Raw genomic sequence first — 21,558 nt, forward strand, 5'->3', positions numbered from 1 at the left:
AGAGCGCCATTGGCGCGATGTCAGAACCATCGGGTTGCATGGGGGTATGAACGCAGACCTGAGGTCCTCCGCAGATTCCGTACTCGCCCGCCTCGTGGGCGACCCCACGGGCACCGCACGGCTGCGCGAGGACCAGTGGCGGGCGATCGAGGCCCTCGTCGCGCACAAGCGGCGGGCTCTGGTCGTCCAGCGCACGGGGTGGGGCAAATCCGCCGTGTACTTCGTGGCCACCTCCCTGCTGCGGGCGGGCGGCGCCGGACCCACCGTGATCGTCTCCCCACTGCTCGCGCTGATGCGCAATCAGGTCGAAGCCGCCGCCCGGGCCGGGATCCGCGCCCGCACCATCAACTCCGCCAATCCGGAGGAGTGGGAGGGCATCCAGGCCGAGGTCGCGGCGGGCGAGGTCGACGTCCTCCTGGTCAGCCCCGAACGCCTCAACAACCCCGACTTCCGCGACCAGGTGCTCCCCAAGCTCGCGGCCGCCACCGGCCTCCTGGTGGTCGACGAGGCCCACTGCATCTCCGACTGGGGGCACGACTTCCGCCCCGACTACCGCCGGCTGCGCACCATGCTGGCCGACCTCCCGCCGGGGGTCCCGGTCCTCGCGACGACCGCCACCGCCAACGCCCGGGTGACGGCGGACGTCGCCGAACAGCTCGGCACCGGAGCCGGTACGGACGCCCTCGTACTGCGCGGCCCGCTGGACCGCGAGAGCCTGAGCCTGGCCGTGCTGCCCCTCCCCGACGCCGCCCACCGGCTCGCCTGGCTCGCCGACCACCTCACCGACCTGCCGGGCTCCGGAATCATCTACACCCTGACGGTGGCCGCCGCCGAGGAGGTCACCGCCTACCTCCGCCACCGCGGCCACACCGTCTCCTCGTACACCGGCAAGACCGAGAACGCCGACCGCGAGCAGGCGGAGAACGACCTCCAGGCCAACCGCGTCAAGGCCCTCGTGGCCACCTCCGCCCTCGGGATGGGCTTCGACAAGCCCGACCTCGGCTTCGTCGTGCACCTGGGGTCACCCTCCTCCCCCATCGCCTACTACCAGCAGGTCGGCCGCGCGGGCCGCGGTGTGGAGCACGCCGAGGTGCTCCTGCTGCCCGGCCGCGAGGACGAGGCGATCTGGCAGTACTTCGCCTCGGTCGCCTTCCCGCCGGAGGAGCAGGTCCGCCGTACCCTGGACGTCCTGGCCCAGGCGGGCCGCCCCCTTTCCCTGCCCGCCCTGGAACCGCTCGTCGACCTGCGCCGCACCCGCCTGGAGACGATGCTGAAGGTCCTCGACGTGGACGGCGCCGTCCACCGCGTCAAGGGCGGCTGGACCTCCACCGGCGAACCGTGGGTGTACGACGCCGAGCGCTACGCCTGGGTCGCCCGGCAGAGGTCCGCCGAGCAGCAGGCGATGCGGGACTACGCCGCCTCCACCGACTGCCGGATGGAGTTCCTGCGCCGCCAGCTGGACGACGAGGAGGCCGCGCCCTGCGGCCGCTGCGACAACTGCGCGGGCGCCCGCTTCACCGCGGACGTGTCGGGCACCGCCCTGGACACCGCCCGCGGCGAACTGAGCCGCCCGGGAGTGGAACTGGAGCCCCGCAAGATGTGGCCCACCGGGCTCGCCGCGGTCGGCGTGGACCTCAAGGGCCGGATCCCGGCCGGGGAACAGGCCTCGACCGGCCGGGCCCTGGGCAGGCTGTCCGACATCGGCTGGGGCAACCGGCTGCGCCCGATGCTGGCCCCGCAGACGGCCGACCAGCCGGTTCCGGACGATGTCGCCCAGGCCGTGGTCGCCGTACTCGCCGACTGGGCGCGCGGCCCCGGGGGTTGGGCCTCCGGCGCGGCGGACTCCCCCGCCCGGCCCGTGGGCGTGGTCGCGCTGCCCTCGCGGAGCCGTCCCCTGCTGGTCGGCTCCCTCGCCGCCCGGATTGCCGAGGTCGGACGGATCCCGCTGCTCGGCGCCCTGGAGTACACCGATCAGGCACCGGAGTTCGGGCTGCCGGCCTCGAACAGCGCCCAGCGGGTCCGGGGGCTCCACCAGGCCTTGACCGTCCCGCAGGCCCTGGCGGAAAGCCTGTCCGAGGCATCGGGGCCGGTGTTCCTCGTCGACGACCGGGCGGAGAGCGGGTGGACCCTCGCGGTGGCCGCCCGGCTGCTCCGCCGGGCGGGTGCCAAGGGGGTGTTTCCGCTGGTGCTCGCGCTCCAGCCGTAGCCGAATGCGTCATCTCCGGCGTGGCGGGGCAAGGATATGAACGGCATACCGGCGAATTCCGGTCTGCTGCTTCAAATGCTCATTGCCCCACCCTCGCGCACCACGCGAGAATCGGAGTGCTCCCGCTCGGCTCGACGGCACTCTCCAGGGCCGCGCCGCGGCGCGCCCACAGCCCAGCCGTGCCCGCTCGCGGGCGTGTACCCGAAGGGAGGACCGTGACCTTCGGATTCGCCCCGCCCTCGACCACGTCCCTGGCAACGGCGACCGGCGGCGCCAGCCGTCATGGCCGGCTGCTCGAACCCGCCGAGTGGACAGCGGCCGGGATCCCCCTGCTCAGCAATCCGCGCGAGTTGGTCAGCGGGCTGCACTCCCGGCACGGACCCTCGCCCTCCACCGCCGTCATCGCGGTCCTCGGCCCCGAGGACCGGCTGGTGGCGAGCGCCTCCTTCGTCCAGCGGTCCAACTCGGCGGACGGCTGGGAGTACCGCAACGCCCTGTTGTCCCGGCTGCGCCGGGTCATCCCGCACGACCTGCGGCGGCGGACCCCGGCCAGGACGGCGGTGCTGATGTACTGCCGCGACGGCGACGAGCGGTGGACCGAGGAGGACGGCGCCTGGATGTGGGGCCTGCGGGACGCCTGCACCCTGCACGGACTGCGCTGCGGGGCCTACATCACGCTGACCCGAGGGGGCTGGCAGGTGCTGGGCGAAGGCCGCGGCGGGCGAAGCCCCGGTTCGGACACCAGACCCGGACACCTCGGATCGCTGGCGGCCGAGACGGCACCCCTGACCCTCAGCACCGCCGGCGGGGCGGCCGAGCCGCTGCGCCGTACCGCCGCCCGCTGAGCGGACGGCCGGTCCCGGAAACCCGGGCGTTGCCGGCGACGCGGCCGGTTCCGACATCGGAACACCCGGGCGCCGGGACCCCCATGAGGCCTCGTCACACCGGGCCGGCCCACCTCCGCGCGCAGGGCGCGGCGCGGACCGGGTCTCCCGTAGCGCCCCGGAGCCCGCGAACGGGCGTAGGGCACCACCCGGCGCCGCGGGCCGGACCCGCGGTGCGCGCACGGTCCCGGCGGACGGCGGCCGCACCGGCACGCGGGCAGGCCGGACGGCCGTACCCCCGGAAGGGCGTACGGCTGGTCAGGCCCAGGACTTCAGCGGGGCCGGCACCCGGCCCGCCCCGCCCCTCGCCCGCATGGGGTCCACGGCGTCAGACGCCCGCACCCAGCACGGAGTTGATCTGCTGCGCGTCGCCGCACACGATCAGCAGGGCCCCGGCACGCGTCAGCGCGACCGGCAGCGCGGCGGCGATGGCACTGGCCGGTCCGCCGTTGGCCGCGAAGACCACGACGGGACGGCCCACGGCGCGCTGCACCTGCGCCGCGTCCGCGTAGAAGATGTCGTCCTTGGCGTCGTGCTGGGCCCAGTAGGAGGCCTCGCCGAAGGACAGCTCGTGCGCGGCCCACGGGTGCGGGTCGCCGGTGGTGAGCACCAGGATGTCGCCGGGCGCGCGCCCGGTGTCGAGCAGCAGGTCCACGGCCTCCTCGGCCGCGTCCAGCGCACCCTCGGCGGAGGCCGGGATCAGCTGGACCTGGGGCACGGCCGCCGAGACGGACGGCGCGGCGGGGGCTGCGGGAACGGGTCCGGCGGTGGCCTGTGCCGCGCGCTGCGCGGGCGGGGCGGGCCGGACGGGACCGGGGCGCCCGGGCCGGGGAACGGCTGCGGGACGCGGACCAGGTACGGGGCGGGGGGTCTGCGCGGTGCGGCTCGCGGCCGGCGTGACGCGGGGACCCTGGGCACTCTCGTGAATCTGAGGCTCCTCGATGGCGGGGGTGAGAGGCATGAGTTGATATCTATCAAACACCGGTACGAAACGTACCGGTGGGTGGCACGTGGGTGCGATCAGAAATCGAAGCCGAGTTGGCCTCCGTTTTCCAGCTCCGTCGATTCCTCGCTCCGGCGCACCTTCTTCAAGTGGCGCCACTGGGGCAGCGCGTCGAGGTACGACCACGAGAGCCGGTGGTACACGGTGGGCCCCCGCACCTCGAGTGCGGCCCGGTGCACGGGCGAGGGATAGCCGGCGTTGGCGGCGAAGGCGAAGTCCTCTATTCCGTCGCCCCGTTCGCCCAGTTCGGCCATCATCCGGTCGCGCCGGACCTTGGCGATCACCGAGGCCGCGGCAACGGCGACGCAGGACTGATCGCCCTTGATCACCGTACGAACCCGCCAGGGCGGGCCGAGATAGTCGTGCTTGCCGTCGAGGATCACCGCGTCGGGCCGCACCGGCAGGCCCTCCAGCGCGCGCACCGCCGCCAGCCGCAGGGCGGCGGTCATCCCCAGCTCGTCGATCTCCTCCGGGGAGGCGTGCCCCAGGGCGTGCGCGGTGACCCAGTCCTCCAGGACGTCGAGCATCGCGTCGCGCCGCTTGGGGGTGAGCAGTTTGGAGTCGGTGAGCCCCGCGGGCGGCCGGCGCAGACCGGTGATCGCCGCGCAGACGGTGACGGGACCGGCCCAGGCTCCTCGTCCGACCTCGTCGACCCCGGCGATGACCTTGGAGCCGGTGGTTGCACGGAGGGAGCGCTCGACGGTGTGGGTGGGTGCTTCGTACGGCATGGCGCCAGCAAGGGTACGCCGCCCCGGGCCGCCTGCACACCCCGGCCTGCGGCAAGCCGGGCCGGACCGGACCCGCGGGGCCGGACGCGCGCCCCCGGCGAGCCCGCGCGCACGCCCCTCGCGGACCCGCGCCGGACCTCAGCCCCGGAGCATCGGCACCATCAGCCCGTCGATCATCTCCGCGATTTCCGCGTCCGGCCATTCGCTCCCGCACAGCTTGGTTCGGTACATCAGCATCGCCGGAATCACATCGGTGATCAGCGGACTCATCGCATCCGGTCGAACGTCTCCCCGCTTGATTCCGCGGTCCACCAGCTCGCGGATCAGCCGGTGCGCCGGCTCGTGCAGTCCGTCCCAGATGACCGCCCGGAACCGGTCAGCATGAGCATGGTCGCATTCGTGAAGCATTGCGCGAAGAGCTTCACCGGCCGGCGAACGCATGACGTCCCGCATCCGCACGCACAACCGGTACAGGTCCTCCCGCACGGATCCGTGGTCCGCGATCCCGCCCATCTCGGGCAGGCCTTCCCTCAGCGCGTCGGCGACGAGGTCCGCCTTGGAGGACCAGCGCCGGTAGAGCGCCGCCTTCCCGGTGCGCGCCCCGGCCGCGACGCCCTCCATGGTGAGGGAGGCCCAGCCGGCCGTGCCGAGCTGCTCCAGCGCCGCGTCGAGGATCGCCCGTTCGAGCTCCGGCCCCCGCCTGCGCCCCGGCGCCACGCCCTGCGGCCGACCCGAACCCGTCATGCTCCATACCTCCGACCGACCCGCGCGGCTCGCACGGATTTCCAACCCTAGTGAACGCTTGCGTTCCCTACTGGGGGCCTCCTACCTTGGACCCGCAGTGAACGAATGCGTTCACTATTTCACTTCGGGGGGATCCACAGTGACAAGCACCCGACTCGACGCTCCACGGATACCGGGGGCCGCCCGACGGCCCGGGCGTCCCGGAGTGGCGCTCGCCGTCATCGCGGCCTGCCAGCTCATGGTCGTCCTCGACGCGACGATCGTGAACATCGCGCTCCCGCACATCCAGACCGCCCTCTCCTTCTCCACCACCGACCTCTCCTGGGTGATCAGCGCCTACACGCTGGCCTTCGGCGGCCTGCTGCTGCTCGGCGGCCGTGCGGGCGACATCCTGGGCCGCCGCCGCGTCTTCATGACCGGGATCCTGCTCTTCACCCTGGCGTCCCTGCTCGGCGGATTCGCCCAGGAGCCCTGGCAACTGCTGGCCGCCCGCGCCCTCCAGGGCGTGGGCGGCGCCATCGCCTCGCCGACCGCGCTCGCCCTGATCACCACCACCTTCGCCGAGGGCCCCGACCGCAACCGCGCCTTCGGCGTCTTCGCCGCCGTCTCCGCGGGCGGCGGCGCGATCGGCCTGCTGGCCGGCGGCATGCTCACGGAGTGGCTCGACTGGCGGTGGGTCCTCTTCGTCAACGTGCCGATCGGCGTGCTCATCGCCGTCCTCGCGCCGCTCTTCATCAACGAGTCCGAGCGCCACCCCGGCCGCTTCGACGCCGCCGGCGCCCTCACCTCCACGGGAGGCATGACGGCGCTCGTCTACGGGTTCATCCGGGCTTCCGAGGAGGGCTGGCGCGACTCGCTGACCATCGGTTCCTTCATCGCCGCCGTCGTGCTGCTCGGCGCCTTCGTGGTGATCGAGTCGCGCGCCGCGGATCCGATCATCCCGCTCCGGATGTTCGCCGACCGCAACCGGGCCGGCACCTACGCGATCATGCTCGGACTGGCCGCCGCCATGTTCGGCATGTTCTTCTTCATCGTCCAGTTCGTACAGAACGTGCTGGACTTCTCACCGATCCGGTCCGGCGTCGGCTTCCTGCCCGTGACCGCCGCCATCATCACCGCCGCGGGCCTCTCCCAGCGCTTCCTGCCGCGCTTCGGCCCCAAGCCCTTCATGGTCGCCGGGTCCGCGCTCACCGGGACCGGGCTGGCCTGGCTCAGCTTCATCCGGACCGACAGCTCGTACGTGTCCGGGGTGCTCGGCCCGATGCTGCTCTTCGGCTTCGGCATGGGCCTCAACTTCGTGACCCTGACCCTCACCGCCGTCTCCGGAGTGGCTCCGAAGGAGGCGGGTGCGGCCTCCGGGCTGCTCAACGCCAGCCAGCAGGTGGGTGGTTCGCTCGGCCTGTCCATCCTGGTCACCGTCTTCGGCACCGCGGGCCGCGAGGAGGCCGAGAAGCAGGTGCCGGCCTTCATGGCGCAGGCCGATCCGGCGCAGCTCGCCGCGTTCAAGGAGACCGGGCGGATGCCCGACCCCTGGGGCGACCTCGTCCTCGCCCATGGCATCTCCACCGCCTTCGCCGCCGCCGTGGCCATGGCGGGTCTGGCGCTGGCCACCGCGCTGCTGGTGATCCGGGTCCGCAAGAGCGACCTGGAAGCCCTCAACGGGGCTGCCGCCGAAGCCGGTCCGGCCGCCTGAGCACGAAGGACCGTACGTACGAGGGCCCGGGCCGGGGGTTCACCCCCGCACCCGGGCCCTCGAACGTCGTCCGCGACGGCACGCTCGCCCGCTCGGACCGTCGGCTCGGACCGCCGGCTCAGCCCGCCGACCCGGGCAGCCACTCCGGGAGGGGCTCTGTGCGGGCCAGCCAGGCCTGCGGCAGCGCCGCCTCCCCGCGTGCGCCGAGCACCCCGCCGACGATCGCGCAGGTGGTGTCCACGTCCCCGCCCACCTGCGCGGTGGTCCAGAACGCCCGCTCGTAGTCGCCGAGCGACCGCGCCGCCGACCACAGCGCGAACGGCACCGTGTCGTGGGCGCTGGTGCGCCGCCCGCAGCCGAGCACCGCGGCCACGGTGGTCGCGTCGCCGTAGTCCAGCATGTCCCGGGCCCGGCGCACGCCGGCGCCCACGGCGCTGCGCGGCACCAGCGCGATGACCCCGTCCAGCAGCGCCTCGGCGGTCGGCGGACCGGCCGGGGAGGCCGCCAGCGCGGCCGCGGCGGCCACGGCCATCGCCCCGCACACCGCCTCACGGTGCTGATGGGTGGTGTAGGCGGAGATCTCCGCCTGGTGGGTGGCCTGCTCGGGGTCGTCCGCGTACCAGGCGCCCAGGGGCGCGATCCGCATGGCGGCGCCGTTGCCCCAGGAGCCCTGGCCGTTGAACAGCTCGGCCGCCAGCGTGCGCCAGTCCTCGCCCTCCCGGACGAGACGCAGCATCCGGTTGACGGCGGGACCGTAGCCGCGGTCGAAGTCGTGGTGGTCCGCGAACGAGGCCGCCAGCGCGTCCTGGTCGATGCGTCCGTGCGCGGCGAGCACGGCCACCACCGAGCAGGCCATCTCGGTGTCGTCGGTCCACTGCCACGGCTCGCTGCCGGGCGGCAGCTCGCGCCGCTTCAGCAGCGGGTAGTTCACGGGGACGAAGTACTGGGAGCCCAGGGCGTCCCCCAGGGCCAGCCCTCGGAGGCTGGACGTGGCGCGTGCGTAGCGCGTCTCGGGAGTGGAGTCAGCGGTCATCCCGCGCCACTTTAGCCGTCCAGGTCGTAAGGCTCGGGTGTGGTCCACCGCTCAAATGGGCGGTCCATCCGGTACCGGCCGTCCGGCCCGAGCATCAGTACCCGGAATTCGCCGTTCCCGGGGTTGGAGAGGGCCTCGAACTCGGCGACCGACCAGTGGAACCAGCGCATGCAGAAGAGCCGCATCGTCAGGCCGTGCGTCACCAGCAGCACGTTCTCCGGGTGGTCGGCGGCCTCGAAGCTGCGGTAGAGGCTTTCCAGGAAGGAACCGACGCGGTCGTAGACGTCCGCGCCCGACTCCCCCTGGGCGAACCGGTAGAAGAAGTGCCCGTACGCGTCCCGGTACGCCTTCTGGAGCCGTACGTCGTCCCGGTCCTGCCAGTTGCCCCAGTCCTGCTCGCGCAGCCGGGGCTCCTCCCGCATGCGCACCCGGGCGGGGTCCAGCCGCAGTTCGCGGAAGGTCTGCAGGGTCCGGCGGTACGGGGAGACGTACGCGCTGATGTGCTCGTCCCCGAAGAGCTCGCGCAGCCGGATCCCGGCCGCGCCGGCCTGCTCGCGGCCGGACGGGGTGAGCCGCAGGGCGTGGTCGGGTTCCCGCTCGTACACCGTGTCGTCGACGTTCCCCTCCGATTCCCCGTGGCGGACAAGGACGATGCGCCGTGGTCGTACCATTCCACGACCCTATTCGGCCGCCGACCGGCGCACGTCACGGGCACGCCGGTCGGGGCGTCGCTCGTCGTACGGTCATACCGTCCAGGCGGGTTCGAGGTCCACGACGTCCCCGGTGAGCGCCTCGACGTCGGCTTCGGTCTGGGCGCGCAGCGAGAGCCGCTCCACCCGTTCCTGCCGGTACTTGCCGTGCTCGGCCGCGGCGAGCCACATCGACAGGACGAGGAACTCCCGGCCGGGCGCCTCCCCGAAGAGGCCGCGGATCATTCCGGGGGAGCCCGCCATGGCCGGATTCCACACCTTCTCCTGCATGCGGGCGAAGTGTTCGTCACGGCCCTCCCGCACCCGGGTGTGGGCGACCCGGACCACGTCGGCGTCGCTGAAGCGCGGCTCGAAGCCCGTCTTCACGTCGAAGCGGTGGTCGAAGAGCGTGACCCGCGCGTCGGTGAAGGTGCCGTTCTGGGAGGCCGCGAGCCTGTCGTGCGAGCGGGCCATGAACGAGTCGTAGAAGGACCGGCTCTCCCAGAACGCGAAGACGTGCGCGACCCCCTGCCGGCCCCTGCTCCAGCCGCCGCCCTGCCCCCGGAAGCCCGGTTCGCCGGGCAGCCCCGCCCATTTGCGCTGCCCACGCTCGAACCCGCGTCGGTCCGTCACCGTGCAGCGAATCCACTTGACCAGCACCGCGCCATCGTACGGGCCGGGCGGGGCCGGGGTCAGTCCCCGGAGCGGTGGATCCGCACCAGTTCCGCCGCATCCCGCTCGGACAGCCGAATGCCGAACTCCCGCTCCAGCAATGGGAGCAGGTCCTCCGTGGCCACGGACGCGCGCTCGGTCCGGCCGTCGGGGTACAGACGGGTCAGCTCCCGGCCCACGAGCGCGAGGCGGACGTCCTCGCCGGGGTACTGGACGATGGTCTGCCCCAGGAACGCGGAGCGGGGGTGCGAGGAGCTGTAGTGGTTGAGCAGGACGTAGTCGACGGGGTGGTAGTGCTGCGGGGAGAAGGCGTACAGGTCCCGCCAGACGTCCCCGCGCAGGGCCCGCAGTACGAGGACGCCCTCCTCCTCGGCGTGCACGGCGTACGTCCACGCCCCCTGGCGCACCTCTGCGCCGGGGCGTGCGAGCGGGACGGGCTCACGCGGGCCCACGTAGCCGAACCCGGCGTCGCAGAGCCACGGTTCCCCCTCCACGGTGACGACGAGGACCGCGTGGGTCACGGGCAGCAGGGCGTCGCCCCGGGTGCGGTTGCGGGCGCCGCGCCCGGAAACCTCGAAGCCGATCCGCTCCAGAGCAGCGGCCAGCAGCGTGTTCTGCTCGTAGCAGTACCCGCCGCGGCGGGCGTGCACGAGCTTGTCCTCGATGGCCTTGACCTCCAGCGCGACGGGGCGGCCGAGCAGGACGTCCAGGCTCTCGAAGGGGATGGCGGCGGTGTGGGCACGGTGCACCGCGTACAACGTCTCCAGGTCCGGCCGGAGTTCCCGGGGCCGCACCCCGCTCCCGTCCCCGTCTCCGCGTCCGCGTCCCCGTCCGTTTGCGGCACCGTCTTCCGCACCGATCCCGATGCGCGTCAGGTACGCGTCCAGGTCCAGCTCGTCACCGTTCCACATGGCTCTCCCACTCCCCCACCGTGAACTCCAGCTCCAGGGTCCGTGATCACCCGGCCCCGCACAATGATCGCGGCGTCCGCCACGCGGACCGGCCGGCTCAGCCCGAGGTGCAGCCGGGGATCGTCGGCAGCACATGCTCGGCGACCCGCAGCAGTACGGCCTCGTCCGGGACCTTGTCGTCCCGGCGCCGGGGAGCCGGTCGTACGAGGCGGTGACCTGGGCCGCCGCGTTCATGCCCTTGCCCGGTCCGGCCGCTGTGCCGCCCGTGTCCCCGGCCCCCCTGACCTGCGCCCTCCCCCGCAGCGCGCGGTCGGAGTCACCCGCGCCGCGGCCAGCCGTACCCGAGCTGCCGGGCGAACTCGGGCGATCCGCCGCACACTTCGGCGCTCGGCCTCGGGTCGCCGGCCGTGAGCCGGACGGCGAGTCCCTCCGCCTGCGCGGCGGGGTCGTCTCCGGAGAGGGCGAGCGCCATCCGGAATTGCAGCCGGGGCCGTTCCTCCCCGATGGCCGAGCTGCTCGGATGGAAGAAGAAGAGGTTGATGCGGTCGGGTTCCCACGGCCAGGCGGACATGCTGCCGAGTTCGCAGTCCCATGCCGGAAGCCAGTCGGTGCGCGCCGCGAGGTGCTGCGTCAGCAGGCGGGCGACCGTGCGCGCGGGCCACTCCCAGCTGTGGTCCGCGGCGACCCGCTCGACCTCCGCCCGGTACTCCCCCGCGTCGAAGCGGAACTCGGGCAGGTCGACCTCGTCCTCGTCGGGATTGCGCCACCCATCCCAGATCACCTCGTCGCCGTCGCGCCGAACGGTCACGTAGAGGGCACCGCAGCACCCTTCGGTGCACTGCGCCTCGGCCAACCGCACCTCGCGCGGCTCCGCGCCGGCCGTGAGGGGTCCGTCCGGCGGCAGGAGGTACCCGGGAGACCGGCCCGGCCCTTCCGTGAACGCCTCCGCCAGGATGTCCACGCCGTCGACCACCGGCCGTACCTCCACCCGGGCGCCCGGCTCGGGAGGACCGGGCACGACGATCCGGAGGATGAGGCGGTTCTTCTCGTCGGTCATCGGACGATTCTCGGAACCGCCGCACGGGACCCACAACGCCGGAGAGGGTGCCGGCACATGGCCGGCACCCTCTCTCAAGCGCGGATCAGCGCCCTCGGCGGCAGCTGCTCACTGGCGCGCCGGACGCGGTTCCGCTCCTTCAGCTGCAACCGCTGGTGGAGCCGCAGCCCTCGCAGATGTAGCAGGAGCCGGCGCGCTGCATCTTCGTACCGCAGGAGAAGCAGAGCGGGGCGTCGGCGGAGACGCCGAGCTGCATCTCGACCAGTTCGGCGTTGGAGTGCGCCGTCTTCGGGGCCGGGACGGGGACGATCTCGACCGGCTTCGGGGCGGAAGCCGCCGGGACCGACGCGAGCGGCGCCGACTGGGCGAGGGCCTCGGTGTCGAGCTCCTCGTCCTCCAGCGGCTCGTAGGAGCCGGTGTCGAGGTGGCGCTGACGCTCCTCGGCGGAGTGGATACCGAGGGCCGAGCGGGTCTCGAACGGCAGGAAGTCCAGCGCCACGCGACGGAAGATGTAGTCGACGATCGACTGCGCCATCCGCACGTCCGGGTCGTCCGTCATACCGGCCGGCTCGAAGCGCATGTTGGTGAACTTCGCGACGTACGTCTCCAGGGGGACGCCGTACTGCAGACCGACGGAGACGGCGATGGAGAAGGCGTCCATCATGCCCGCGAGGGTCGAACCCTGCTTGGACATCTTCAGGAAGACCTCGCCCAGACCGTCGTCCGGGTAGGAGTTCGCCGTCATGTAGCCCTCGGCGCCACCGACCGTGAAGGAGGTGGTGATCCCCGGGCGGCCCTTGGGGAGGCGCTTGCGGACCGGGCGGTACTCGATGACCTTCTCGACCGCCGTGCGGATGGTCTCCTCGGCCTTCTCGGTGACCTCGGCCTTCTCCTCCTCCTCCTTCTTCTTGGCGGAGAGGGGCTGGCCGACCTTGCAGTTGTCGCGGTAGATCGCGAGCGCCTTGACGCCCATCTTCCACGCCTCGAAGTAGATCTCCTCGATCTCCTCGACGGTCGCCGTCTCCGGCATGTTGACCGTCTTGGAGATCGCGCCGGAGATCCAGGGCTGGATCGCGGCCATCATGCGGACGTGGCCCATCGCGGAGATGGAACGCTCGCCCATGGCGCAGTCGAAGACCTCGTAGTGCTCGGTCTTCAGGCCCGGGGCGTCGACGACCACGCCGTGCTCGGCGATGTGCGCGACGATCGCCTCGATCTGCTCCTCCTGGTAGCCCAGGCGGCGCAGGGCCTGCGGGACGGTGCCGTTGACGATCTGCATCGAGCCGCCGCCGACGAGCTTCTTGAACTTGACCAGGGCCAGGTCCGGCTCGACACCGGTGGTGTCGCAGGACATCGCGAGACCGATGGTGCCGGTCGGCGCGAGGACGGAGGCCTGGGAGTTGCGGAAGCCGTTCTTCTCGCCGAGGCGCAGGACGTCCTGCCAGGCCTCGGTGGCCGCGGCCCAGATCACGTTGTCGAGGTCGTCGGTGCGCGGCGCGACGGCATTGGCGTCGGCGTGCTGCTTCATGACGCGCTTGTGCGAGTCGGCGTTGCGGGCGTAACCGTCGTACGGGCCGACGATGGCGGCCAGCTCGGCGGAGCGCTTGTACGCGGTGCCGGTCATCAGCGAGGTGATCGAGGCGGCGAGGGTGCGGCCGCCGTCGGAGTCGTACGCGTGGCCGGTCGCCATCAGGAGGGCGCCGAGGTTGGCGTAGCCGATGCCCAGCTGGCGGAAGGCGCGGGTGTTCTCGCCGATCTTCTGCGTCGGGAAGTCCGCGAAGCAGATGGAGATGTCCATCGCGGTGATGACCAGCTCGACGACCTTGGCGAAGCGCTCGGCGTCGAAGGACTGGTTGCCCTTGCCGTCGTCGTCGAGGAACTTCATCAGGTTGAGCGAGGCGAGGTTGCAGGACGTGTTGTCCAGGTGCATGTACTCGCTGCACGGGTTGGACGCGGTGATGCGGCCGGACTCGGGGCAGGTGTGCCAGTTGTTGATCACACCGTCGTACTGGATGCCCGGGTCGGCGCAGGCCCACGCGGCCTCGGCGAGCTTGCGGAAGAGCGCCTTGGCGTCGACCTTCTCGATGACCTCGCCGGTCATGCGGGCCCGGAGGCCGAACTCGGTGCCGTTCTCGACGGCCGTCATGAACTCGTCGTTCACGCGGACGGAGTTGTTGGCGTTCTGGTACTGGACGGACGTGATGTCGTCGCCGCCCAGGTCCATGTCGAAGCCCGCGTCGCGCAGGGCGCGGATCTTCTCCTCCTCCTTCACCTTGGTCTCGATGAAGGCCTCGACGTCCGGGTGGTCCACGTCCAGGACGACCATCTTGGCCGCGCGGCGGGTGGCGCCGCCCGACTTGATCGTTCCGGCGGACGCGTCGGCGCCGCGCATGAAGGAGACCGGACCGGAGGCGTTGCCGCCGGAGGAGAGGAGCTCCTTGGAGGAGCGGATGCGGGAGAGGTTCAGGCCGGCGCCGGAGCCGCCCTTGAAGATCATGCCCTCTTCCTTGTACCAGTCGAGGATCGACTCCATGGAGTCGTCGACGGCCAGGATGAAGCAGGCGGAGACCTGCTGCGGCTGGGGCGTGCCGACGTTGAACCACACCGGCGAGTTGAAGCTGAAGATCTGGTGCAGGAGGGCGTAGGTCAGCTCGTGCTCGAAGATCTCCACGTCGGCGGGGGACGCGAAGTAGTCGTTGTCCTCGCCGGCCTTCGTGTACGTCTTCACGATCCGGTCGATGAGCTGCTTCAGGCCGGTCTCGCGCTGCGGGGTGCCGACCGCGCCGCGGAAGTACTTGCTGGTGACGATGTTGACCGCGTTCACCGACCAGAAGTCGGGGAACTCGACGCCACGCTGCTCGAAGTTGACCGAGCCGTCGCGCCAGTTGGTCATGACGACGTCACGGCGCTCCCAGCTCACCTCGTCGTACGGGTGCACGCCGGGGGTGGTGTGGATGCGCTCGATCCGAAGGCCGCTCTTGGCAGTCTTGGTCCCCTTGGCGCGGGAACCTCGTGCCGAGCCGCTCGCCGTCTCTGTCATGCCGCTTCCTCCCATATGCGGGCAAAAACGCCCTAATGTGCCAGCGATATTCCGCGGCACGGTGCTGTGTGTCTTGTTCTGCGAATGTCGACCCGCCGAGACGGGCCGGACCACGCCGGGGCGCGGCCCCGCCGGTCAGTCGGCGGCGGAGGCGGGCACGGGGACGACCGGAGCGGTCCCTCCGGGCTCGCACTCATGGGGGTGAGGCCGCGGCTCGCGCAGTTCCGCGATGGCGGTCTCGAAGTCTTCAAGGGTGTCGAACGCTTTGTAAACGGACGCGAAGCGCAGGTACGCGACCAGGTCGAGCTCCTGCAACGGGCCGAGTATGGCCAGACCCACGTCATGGGTGGTCAGCTCGGCGCTGCCGGTGGCGCGCACCGCCTCCTCGACCCGCTGGCCGAGCTTGGCGAGGGCGTCCTCGGTGACCGGCCGCCCCTGGCACGCCTTGCGGACGCCAGAGATGACCTTGGTGCGGCTGAAGGGTTCGGTCACTCCACTGCGCTTGATCACCATCAGGGAGGCCGTCTCCACCGTCGTGAAGCGACGGGAGCAGTCGGGGCACTGGCGGCGCCGACGGATCGACGTCCCGTCGTCCGTGGTGCGGCTGTCGACGACGCGACTGTCGGGGTGCCTGCAGAAGGGGCAGTGCATGGTTCCCTCACCCTTCGTTTTGGCACGGCTGAATCACCTCACTGAGCCCCTGAACGACAGGGACCAGGCACTGCCGGGGGCTCGTGAAGCAGCCACAAGCATATGCGATGTCGGGACCCCCAGCAGACCGAGGACCACAACTTCTGGGTGGCGCCGCTCATCCAACCACTAGATCTTGGGTTGCGGCTGATTTGCGCCGCTCCGCGTGTCGCGGTGTCCGATGACCGGGGAAGGGGCCTCCCGCTGCCACACTGGACGCGGGCCCGAGAGGTGGCGGTCCGACCGGGAAGGGTACCGTAAGCAGCAGACGCGGAGCCGAACCCGCGTTCGGGAAACCGGCCGGCGGGACACCCTCTCGACCGACCTCCGGGCCGACCGTCCATACACCCACCGATCTAGCCCAGGTGGGGGATCCGCGATTTTTCACTCGAACGTGTGTTTGGCGCAACCTTTCGAAAGCTACTACCGTTGTCCAGCTAGGGAGAACATTTCGAGAGGGGCCGACGTGACCACCACCGCAGACAGTGCCACCATCACTGCCCAGAACCGCTCCCAGAGCCGACTCGAGCCGGTGCATGCCATGAACGACGCAAGCCTGAACCCGGAGGCGGAGCCCGTACGCCCCGCACGCTCGCTGCCAGGGCGACCTCCAGGCATCCGCGCCGACAGCTCCGGGCTCACCGACCGGCAGCGGAGGGTCATCGAGGTCATCCGGGACTCGGTGCAGAGGCGCGGCTACCCGCCGTCGATGCGCGAGATCGGCCAGGCCGTGGGCCTCTCCAGCACCTCCTCCGTGGCACACCAGCTCATGGCCCTGGAGCGCAAGGGATTCCTGCGCCGCGACCCGCACCGTCCCCGCGCCTACGAGGTGCGCGGCTCGGACCAGCCGAGTTCGCAGCCCACCGACACCACGGGCAAGCCCGCCGCCTCCTACGTTCCCCTGGTCGGCCGGATCGCCGCCGGCGGTCCGATCCTCGCCGAGGAGTCGGTCGAGGACGTCTTCCCGCTCCCCCGCCAGCTCGTCGGCGACGGCGAACTGTTCGTCCTCAAGGTCGTCGGCGACTCGATGATCGAAGCCGCCATCTGTGACGGCGACTGGGTCACCGTCCGCCGCCAGCCCGTCGCGGAGAACGGCGACATCGTCGCCGCGATGCTCGACGGCGAGGCCACCGTCAAGCGCTTCCGGCGCGAAGACGGCCATGTCTGGCTGCTCCCGCACAACGCCGCCTACCAGCCGATCCCCGGCGACGAAGCCACCATCCTCGGCAAGGTCGTCGCGGTACTGCGCCGGGTCTGAGACCCCGCCGCCCCTCAGCCAGCTCCGGGACCCACTGCGCCGGTCCCGGAGCTGTTCCATGCCCACGTACGGGTACGCCCGGTGCCGGCACGGAGACCGGGGCGGGCCGCTCGCCCGCCGAGGGCCACATCGCCCCGCCGACTGCTTTCCCGGCGGCCGCTTCCCGGCGCCTGCTACTTCCCGTCGGCCTTGGCGGTGGCGTCGATCGCGGCCAGCGAGCGGCGGACCTGGTTGCGGTCCGTGGTGTACCAGAAGTCCGGCAGGGTGGCCCTCAGGAAGCTTCCGTAGCGGGCGGTGGCCAGCCGGGGGTCCAGCACCGCGACGACGCCCCGGTCTCCGGAGGCCCGTACGAGCCGACCCGCTCCCTGGGCCATGAGCAGTGCGGCGTGGGTGGCCGCGACGGCCATGAAGCCATTGCCCCCGTGCTCCTCCACCGACTTCTGCCGGGCGCTCATCAACGGGTCGTCCGGACGCGGGAACGGGATCCGGTCCATGATCACGAGCTGACAGCTGGGTCCGGGGACGTCCACCCCCTGCCAGAGCGAGAGCGTTCCGAACAGGCAGGTCTTCGGGTCGGCGGCGAAGGCCTTGATGAGCTCGCCCAGCGTCTCCTCTCCCTGCAGCAGGATCGGGTTCTCCAGCCGACCGCGCAGCTCCTCGGCGGCCGCCTTGGCCCCGCGCATGGAGGAGAAGAGACCGAGGGTACGACCGCCGGCCGCCTCGATGAGCTCCGCCAGCTCGTCCATCATGTCCCCGCGGGTGCCTTCGCGGCCCGGGGTGGCGAGGTGTTTGGCGACGTAGAGGATGCCCTGCTTGGGATAGTCGAACGGCGATCCGACGTCCAGGCCCCGCCACACGGGCACGTCGTCCCCCTCGACGCCCTCCGGGGAGAGGCCCAGGGAGGCCGCCACCCCGTTGAAGTCGCCGCCCAGCTTGAGGGTGGCGGAGGTGAGAACCACCGAGCGGTCCTCAAACAGCTTCTCGCGCAGCAGCCCGGACACCAAGAGCGGTGCGACCCGGAGGGTGGCGCCGAAGCGGTCGTGGCGCTCGTACCAGACGACGTCGTACTCGGAGCCGTTCATGATCCGCTCCGCCACGGCGTGGACGTTCTCGACCGCGGCCAGTGCCTGCTTGCGGACGGCGTCCTCGTCGTGGACGGACTTGTCGCGGGTGGCGCCGATCGCGGAGATCACGCTGCGGGCGGAGTCCCGCAGGGACATCAGCGCGTAGCCGAGGTCCTCGGGAACCTCCTCCAGGCGGCCCGGGAGCGCCAGCTCCATGACCCGCTCGAAGGTCTCGGAGGCGGTCTGGAGGGAGTCCGCCGTCTTCTCGTCGACCAGCTTGGCGGCACGCTTCACGGCCCGGTTGACCTGACCGGGGGTGAGTTCGCCGGTGGCCACCCCCGTCACGCGGGAGACCAGCTCGTGGGCCTCGTCCACGATCAGCACCTCGTGCTGCGGCAGGACGGGGGCACCCTCGATGGCGTCGATCGCGAGCAGCGCGTGGTTGGTGACGACCACGTCGGCCAGCTTGGCCCGCTCCCGGGCCGCCTCCGCGAAGCATTCGGCACCGTAGGCGCATTTCGTGGCGCCCAGGCATTCCCTGGAGGAGACGGAGATCTGGCTCCAGGCCTTGTCCGAGACGCCGGGCGTGAGGTCGTCGCGGTCGCCGGTCTCGGTCTCGTCCGCCCAGTCGCGCAGGCGCAGCAGGTCCTGGCCGAGCTTGCTGGTGGGGGTGGCCGCCTCGAACTGGTCGAAGAGGCCCTCCTCCTCGTCCTGCGGCGCCCCCTCGTGCAGGCGGTGCAGGCACAGGTAGTTCGACCGGCCCTTGAGCATGGCGAACTGCGGTCGCCGACGCAGCTGCGGGTGGAGGGCCTCCACCGTGCGCGGCAGGTCGCGCTCGACGAGCTGGCGCTGCAGGGCCAGCGTCGCGGTGGCGACGACCACGCGCTCGCCGTGGGCGAGGGCCGGCACCAGGTAGCCGAGGGACTTGCCGGTGCCGGTGCCGGCCTGGATCAGCCGGTGGGAGTTGTCGTCGATCGCTTCGGCGACGGCTTCGGCCATGGCCACCTGGCCGGGCCGCTCCGTGCCGCCGACGGCGGAGACGGCGGCATGCAGCAGGTCGGGGAGGGAGGGCTTCGTCATAGCAGTGCCAACCCTACGGGGCGCCACCGACAGCGGACGCATCGATCATCACTCACGGGTGGTGCAGGGGGTTGGCGACCGTGCCGTGCGTGACGGCGTGCGGACGGTCGGGGCGGTCGCGGTAGCCGTCCTCGTGCAGTCGGTTCCGGTTGAGGCAGAGCCGGTCGATCCGCTCGGTGAGCAGGTCGAACAGCTCGTAGCGGTCCTTGAACTCCGGGAAGCGGGCCTGGTGGCGCAGGATCTCCGCCCGTACGAGGGACCAGAAGTCGCTCTCCGGGAGGCCGAGCCGGTCCTCGCAGAGGGCGGAGAGGTAGCGGAAGACGCCGACGAAGAGTCCCGAGTGGATGAACTGGGTGAGGTAGCCGGGGGGCTCGGTGAGGAGGGCCGCCCTGACCTCGTCGGGCATGGAGGCGTGCTCCGGCAGCGGCTCGCTGCTGATGTTGATGTCGTCGACGAAGTCCTTGACCGCGAGGCGGACCGGTACGTCCTGCTCGTCGAAGATCACGATGGTGTTCTCGCCGTGCGGGGAGAACACGGTGCCGTAGCGGTAGAGGAAGTGCAGGAGCGGGGGCAGCAGGGCGGCTAAGAGGTGTTGCAGCCAGGCGGTGGGTGTCAGTCCGGACCGGGCGACGAGTTCGGCGGTGAAGGCGCGGCCGCGTGGGTCGACGTGGAGGAGCGAGGCGAGGGTGCGGGCGCGTTCGCCGGGGGCGAGGTGGCCGGTCAGGGGTTCGCGCCAGATCGCTCCGAGGAGTTCCTTGTACTGGTAGGGCACCTCGGGGAGCCGGTCGTAGACGGGGTGGCGGACGGTGACGGAGGCGACCTCGCCGAGCAGGACGACCCCGCACTCGCGGCTCAGGAAGGGGTCGGCGTCGCGGAGGGAGTGGATCCAGGCGGTGACGGCGGGAGCGGCGAGAGTGAGGTCGCTGGGCAGGCCGCGCCAGACCATCGTGTTGAAGACGGACAGCGGCAGTTTGACGCTGTGACGGTCGGGCCGGGTGAGGTTCAGGAACGTGCGGATGGACTGCTGCGGGAGCCGTGTGTCGAGGTCGGCGGGGAGCGGGACCAGTGCGCCCGAGGCGAGGGCGGGGGCGAAGAGCGGGAGCACGATCTCGTCCCACTGCCAGGGATGGACCGGGAGGTAGAGGTAGCCGCGGGGATCGAGGCCCCGGTCGCGGAGGGCCTGGTCGAAGGCGGCGCGCGTGACCGGGTCGAGTTCGGCCGAGTACAGGCGTGCGGGGTCTTCGAGGCCGGCGGTGCCGCGGTACTCGGCGAGGGAGGTGTGGGCCGCCAACCACGGCAGGCGCTGGCGGTTGCGGGCCTCGGGCGCCCAGGTCGCGGCGTCGGCGGCGGACCATCCGACCCGGCCCTTGTTCAGGACGAGCCAGGGGTGTCCGGTCTGGTGGCCTTCGAGGTCGGCGTAGTCCAGGTCGGCGAGGACGTCGGCGGTGAGCGCGTGGTGGTCGAGGCGCGCGTCGGCGGCGAGGGTGGCGCTGAGCTCGTGGACGAGGTGGCCGAGGGTGGGGCCGTCGAGGCGCAGGAGGGTGCGGGCCCGGACGAGGAAGTCGTAGGGGTCCCCGTAGGCGACCGGGGGCCGGGTGGAGGGGGGTGCCGGGGTGAGGGTGATGGTGTCCGGTGTGACGTGCCAGCTCCCGTAGGCGCGGCGGCGGGCGCGGAAGCCGAGGGCGCTCCCGTCGTCGAGGGCCAGCGTCCAGGCGTCCCCGGCGGCGGCCGGGGCGGGGACGGGGCTGACGATCTCCTCGTACGCGAACTCGCCGATCATCTTGGCGAGCAGGCGGCGGGCGGCGAGGTCCCAGGTCGGGCGGTTGAGTTCGGGCGGCGTGCAGGGATGTTGCGGTGACGGGGGCAGGACGGGCTCGGCGGAGTCGGGGGCTGCGGGGAAATTCGGCACGGGACTCCTCGGGATCGGGAACTTTGCTGCGTGACGCAGAGTTTTCGAAGGGAGAGGCGTTGCACCACCGGACGCGGCGCGGCGATCGGGGAAGGGCTGGTGGAGAACGACCGTCGAAGGGGGACGGTCAGAGGGGGACCGCCCAAGAAGAACGGTCGGGGGAGGGCGGTCAGAGGAGATTGCGCAGCGACCGCTCCCGGATCATCAGGGCGGCGCGCTTCTCAGGGAGCTGGATTTCCGCGGAGTAGCGGAAACCGGCGGTCAGGAAGGCTGATACGGAGGGGGTGTTGCGGATGTCCGGTTCGGCGATGACGCGTGCGCAGCGGGGCCGGTGGTCGAAGACCAGGCCGGCGACGGCGCGCAGCAGTGTGGCGCCCAGACCACGACCGCGGTGGGCGCGGTCTCCGATGAGCAGGTGGATACCGGTGTCGTGGGGGCGCGCCCGGTAGTGACGGGCGAGGGGGTCGAGATCGGCTCGGTAGATCTCCCAGTAACTCATCGGCGTGCCGTCGAGGAGGCCGAGGCAGGGGATGCTGCGGCCGTCCGCGTCGAGCTGCGCCCGCAGGTGGGCGGCTGTAACGGTGGCGGGCCCGTCGAGCTCCCAGTAGGCGGCCACCTCGGGGTCGTTCATCCAGCCGGTCAGGAGTTCCAGGTCGCGGTCCGGCCGTACGGGTTCGAGACGGAAGTCCCCGGCCGGGGTGGCTGCGGTGTCCCAGTCGGCGGGTGAGTCGAGGAGGTCCGCCTCGGCGAGCAGGGGCAGCAGTCGGGCGGTGAGCCGGCGTTTGGCGGGGCTGAGTGCGGTGGGGCGGAAAAGGCCGGGGCCGGTGGTGGATGCGGTGCCGGAGTAGGCGGTCGTGTCGGTGGAGGGCATCGGGGCTCTTCTCCGTGTCGGTGGGA

The 21,558-nt window shown here is 71.7% G+C and carries 17 protein-coding genes; 4 read left to right on the forward strand and 13 right to left on the reverse strand.

Annotated elements, in window-relative coordinates; all coding sequences use genetic code 11:
* The first annotated feature begins 46 nt into the window (after positions 1-46).
* The gene (locus ACZ5D2_RS23250; protein WP_468931624.1) at positions 47-2,206 is read left to right on the forward strand and encodes a RecQ family ATP-dependent DNA helicase; all 2,160 of its coding nucleotides are present in this window, start codon (positions 47-49) and stop codon (positions 2,204-2,206) included.
* Between the two features lie 215 nt (positions 2,207-2,421).
* A complete protein-coding gene (locus ACZ5D2_RS23255) occupies positions 2,422-3,051 on the forward strand; it encodes a hypothetical protein (RefSeq protein ID WP_371676335.1) in 630 nt (209 codons plus the stop codon).
* 367 nt (positions 3,052-3,418) lie between these two features.
* Here ACZ5D2_RS23255 and ACZ5D2_RS23260 read toward each other — a convergent pair whose 3' ends face one another.
* The 3 genes from ACZ5D2_RS23260 to ACZ5D2_RS23270 all read right to left on the reverse strand — a co-directional run bounded on the left by ACZ5D2_RS23260 (position 3,419) and on the right by ACZ5D2_RS23270 (position 5,565).
* Positions 3,419-4,051 (reverse strand): hypothetical protein, encoded by a 633-nt coding sequence (locus ACZ5D2_RS23260; protein WP_468931628.1) that lies wholly within the window; start codon positions 4,049-4,051, stop codon positions 3,419-3,421.
* A 59-nt stretch (positions 4,052-4,110) separates the two neighbouring features.
* Positions 4,111-4,821: a ribonuclease HII gene (locus tag ACZ5D2_RS23265; protein ID WP_468931631.1), complete on the reverse strand. Its 711-nt coding sequence runs from the start codon at positions 4,819-4,821 to the stop codon at positions 4,111-4,113.
* Between the two features lie 138 nt (positions 4,822-4,959).
* The gene (locus tag ACZ5D2_RS23270; protein ID WP_468931634.1) at positions 4,960-5,565 is read right to left on the reverse strand and encodes a TetR/AcrR family transcriptional regulator; all 606 of its coding nucleotides are present in this window, start codon (positions 5,563-5,565) and stop codon (positions 4,960-4,962) included.
* Between the two features lie 139 nt (positions 5,566-5,704).
* Between ACZ5D2_RS23270 and ACZ5D2_RS23275 the strand changes: the two genes are divergently transcribed.
* Positions 5,705-7,258, forward strand: coding sequence for an MFS transporter (locus tag ACZ5D2_RS23275; protein ID WP_371676339.1), 1,554 nt, complete (start codon positions 5,705-5,707; stop codon positions 7,256-7,258).
* A gap of 118 nt (positions 7,259-7,376) precedes the next feature.
* Here ACZ5D2_RS23275 and ACZ5D2_RS23280 read toward each other — a convergent pair whose 3' ends face one another.
* The 7 genes from ACZ5D2_RS23280 to nrdR form a co-directional block, all read right to left on the reverse strand.
* On the reverse strand, positions 7,377-8,291 hold the full coding sequence (locus tag ACZ5D2_RS23280) for an ADP-ribosylglycohydrolase family protein (RefSeq protein WP_371676340.1): 915 nt from the start codon (positions 8,289-8,291) through the stop codon (positions 7,377-7,379).
* An 11-nt stretch (positions 8,292-8,302) separates the two neighbouring features.
* Positions 8,303-8,962 carry a histidine phosphatase family protein gene (locus ACZ5D2_RS23285; RefSeq protein ID WP_356219543.1) on the reverse strand — a complete coding sequence of 220 codons (660 nt, stop codon included), beginning with the start codon at positions 8,960-8,962 and terminating at the stop codon, positions 8,303-8,305.
* A gap of 72 nt (positions 8,963-9,034) precedes the next feature.
* Positions 9,035-9,640, reverse strand: a complete 606-nt coding sequence (locus tag ACZ5D2_RS23290) for a YdbC family protein (protein WP_030239584.1) — start codon at positions 9,638-9,640, stop codon at positions 9,035-9,037.
* Between the two features lie 32 nt (positions 9,641-9,672).
* Positions 9,673-10,563, reverse strand: a complete 891-nt coding sequence (locus ACZ5D2_RS23295; protein ID WP_371676342.1) for an arylamine N-acetyltransferase family protein — start codon at positions 10,561-10,563, stop codon at positions 9,673-9,675.
* Positions 10,564-10,879: 316 nt separating this feature from the next.
* Positions 10,880-11,620: a hypothetical protein gene (locus ACZ5D2_RS23300; protein WP_468931640.1), complete on the reverse strand. Its 741-nt coding sequence runs from the start codon at positions 11,618-11,620 to the stop codon at positions 10,880-10,882.
* 139 nt (positions 11,621-11,759) lie between these two features.
* Positions 11,760-14,660, reverse strand: coding sequence for a vitamin B12-dependent ribonucleotide reductase (locus ACZ5D2_RS23305; protein ID WP_468931643.1), 2,901 nt, complete (start codon positions 14,658-14,660; stop codon positions 11,760-11,762).
* Between the two features lie 135 nt (positions 14,661-14,795).
* Positions 14,796-15,311 carry a transcriptional regulator NrdR gene (gene nrdR / locus ACZ5D2_RS23310; RefSeq protein WP_030239578.1) on the reverse strand — a complete coding sequence of 172 codons (516 nt, stop codon included), beginning with the start codon at positions 15,309-15,311 and terminating at the stop codon, positions 14,796-14,798.
* A 505-nt stretch (positions 15,312-15,816) separates the two neighbouring features.
* Between nrdR and lexA the strand changes: the two genes are divergently transcribed.
* Complete coding sequence (gene lexA, locus ACZ5D2_RS23315) at positions 15,817-16,608, forward strand: transcriptional repressor LexA (protein ID WP_030239576.1); 792 nt, start codon at positions 15,817-15,819, stop codon at positions 16,606-16,608.
* 173 nt (positions 16,609-16,781) lie between these two features.
* Here lexA and ACZ5D2_RS23320 read toward each other — a convergent pair whose 3' ends face one another.
* The 3 genes from ACZ5D2_RS23320 to ACZ5D2_RS23330 form a co-directional block, all read right to left on the reverse strand.
* Positions 16,782-18,752, reverse strand: a complete 1,971-nt coding sequence (locus ACZ5D2_RS23320; protein ID WP_468931646.1) for an ATP-dependent DNA helicase — start codon at positions 18,750-18,752, stop codon at positions 16,782-16,784.
* Positions 18,753-18,804: 52 nt separating this feature from the next.
* Positions 18,805-20,661, reverse strand: a complete 1,857-nt coding sequence (locus ACZ5D2_RS23325) for an IucA/IucC family protein (RefSeq protein ID WP_371676346.1) — start codon at positions 20,659-20,661, stop codon at positions 18,805-18,807.
* 169 nt (positions 20,662-20,830) lie between these two features.
* Positions 20,831-21,532 carry a GNAT family N-acetyltransferase gene (locus tag ACZ5D2_RS23330; protein ID WP_468931650.1) on the reverse strand — a complete coding sequence of 234 codons (702 nt, stop codon included), beginning with the start codon at positions 21,530-21,532 and terminating at the stop codon, positions 20,831-20,833.
* Positions 21,533-21,558: the final 26 nt, after the last annotated feature.

This window comes from Streptomyces sp. NPDC031479, from assembly GCF_055581065.1.